The 1,654-nt window shown below is 67.0% G+C and carries 1 protein-coding gene; it reads right to left on the bottom strand.

The annotated features are described in order from the left end of the window. Positions 1-29: 29 nt before the first annotated feature. Positions 30-1,535, bottom strand: a complete 1,506-nt coding sequence (nirK, locus tag V6M51_RS18765) for a copper-containing nitrite reductase (protein WP_332769619.1) — start codon at positions 1,533-1,535, stop codon at positions 30-32. Positions 1,536-1,654: the final 119 nt, after the last annotated feature.

The following is a 1,654-nucleotide window of genomic DNA, read 5'->3' as shown; positions in this document are numbered from 1 at the left end:
CCCCTTCCTCACTCACGCACGAACCGGTATCAATGCTCGACGTGCATCGCTCCGCTCGACGCCTTGTAGATGCTGTCGTCGGCCGGGCCGGTCACTTCCAGGGCCGCCGCCGCGCCCTTGCCGACGCGCGACAGGGCATGGTCCACCAGCAGGAACTTGCCCGGGTAGTTGACCTTGAAGTCCACGATGGTCGCGCCGCCGGGGGCCACCAGGGTGGTCTGCACGTCGGTCTTGATCGCCTTGATCGAGCCTTCGCTGTAGACCTTGTCGAAGATCTCGCCGATCACGTGGAACGAAGAGACCTTGTTCGGGCCGCCGACGCCGAAGTACACCCGCACCGTCTCGCCGACCTTGGCCGTCATCTTGTGCTCCTTGGTCAGCGCACCCACCGAGCCGTTGAAGGTGTAGTAGGTGGGCAGTTCGTCCGCGGCGCGGTCGTGGTCGAAGGCCTGGTGGCCCTTGGTGCCGTACGCGTGCGAGGTGTAGTGGTCGCCCTGCATCACGTAGAACTCCTTGTCCACCTTGGGCAGCCCCTCCGGCGGCTCGACCAGGATCATCCCGTACATGCCGGCCGAGATGTGGTGCGGCACCGAGGCGGTGGCGCAGTGGTAGACGTACAGGCCCGGGTTGAGGACCTTGAAGCGAATGGTCGTGGACTCGCCGGGCGCCACCTGCGTGTGCTCGCCGCCGCCGTGCCCGCCGGTCACCGAGTGCAGGTCGATCGAGTGGATCGCCTTGCTGTTGGCCGCGTTGCTCAGCGTCAGTTCGACGGTGTCGCCCTGCTTGACCCGCAGCATCGGGCCCGGCACCTTCTTGCCGAAGGTCCAGTAGGTGAAGGTGGTGCCGTCATCGAGCTTGCCTTCCAGTTCCACCGTCTCGATGTGGTACTTCACCAGCTGGGGCGGCCGCTTGCCGATCGGCTTGGGCACCGCGTTCGGATCCATCGCGATGCTGACCGCGTTGGCGGCGGCCGGCGCGACGGCCTTGGCGTCGGCCACGCTGGCCGCGCCGGCGCCGAGTGCGACGGTCTTCACGGCCCCGGCGGGGACGGCCGCGGCAGCCGCGCCGGCCGGCCCTTCGACTTCCACCACGCCTTCCATGCCGATCTGCTTGTGGCCCGGGATGGAGCAGAAGTAGGTGAACTTGCCGCCCTGGGTCAGCGGCACCGTCACCTTGACCACCGTCTTGCCGCTGAACTTGGCCGAGCTGACCTTCAGCTCGGGGAACACGATGTCGTGTTCGGCGCCTTCGCCGCTGGAGAGGGTGATCTCCAGCGTGTCGCCGACCTTGCCCTTGAGCACCGGGTTGGCGTTGCCCTTCTCGTCGAGGTACACCATCTTGCCGCCCGCCATGCCGGTCTTCAGCGTGATCTTGTGGACCTGGCCGGCCTTGGCCTTGGCGGCCACGGCGGTGGGCGCTGCGGAACCGGCGCTCTTGCCGGTCACGACGGTCGCACCGACCGAGCCGATCAGGGGGGCCGCGGCGAACAGCAGTGCGACGGCGACGGCGGTGGGAGCGAACTTCGGGGCTTTCATCGTGGGACCTTGTTTCCTCTGATTCGCGGGGCTGGCCCCCGCTGGCCGACAGCCTCGTGAGCCGTCGAGAGGAATCTAGGGTTAACCCGAGGTTTTGCATTTGACCCTCGTCAAAAGGT

This window comes from Phenylobacterium sp. (assembly GCF_036677185.1).
In the GTDB taxonomy this organism is placed as follows: Bacteria; Pseudomonadota; Alphaproteobacteria; order Caulobacterales; family Caulobacteraceae; genus Phenylobacterium.
This window is presented reverse-complemented; position numbering and strand designations above follow the sequence as displayed.

Excerpts from the sequence above, each read along its gene's own strand:
- nirK (WP_332769619.1), bottom strand. The coding sequence starts at position 1,535 with ATGAAAGCCCCGAAGTTCGCTCCCACCGCCGTCGCCGTCGCACTGCTG.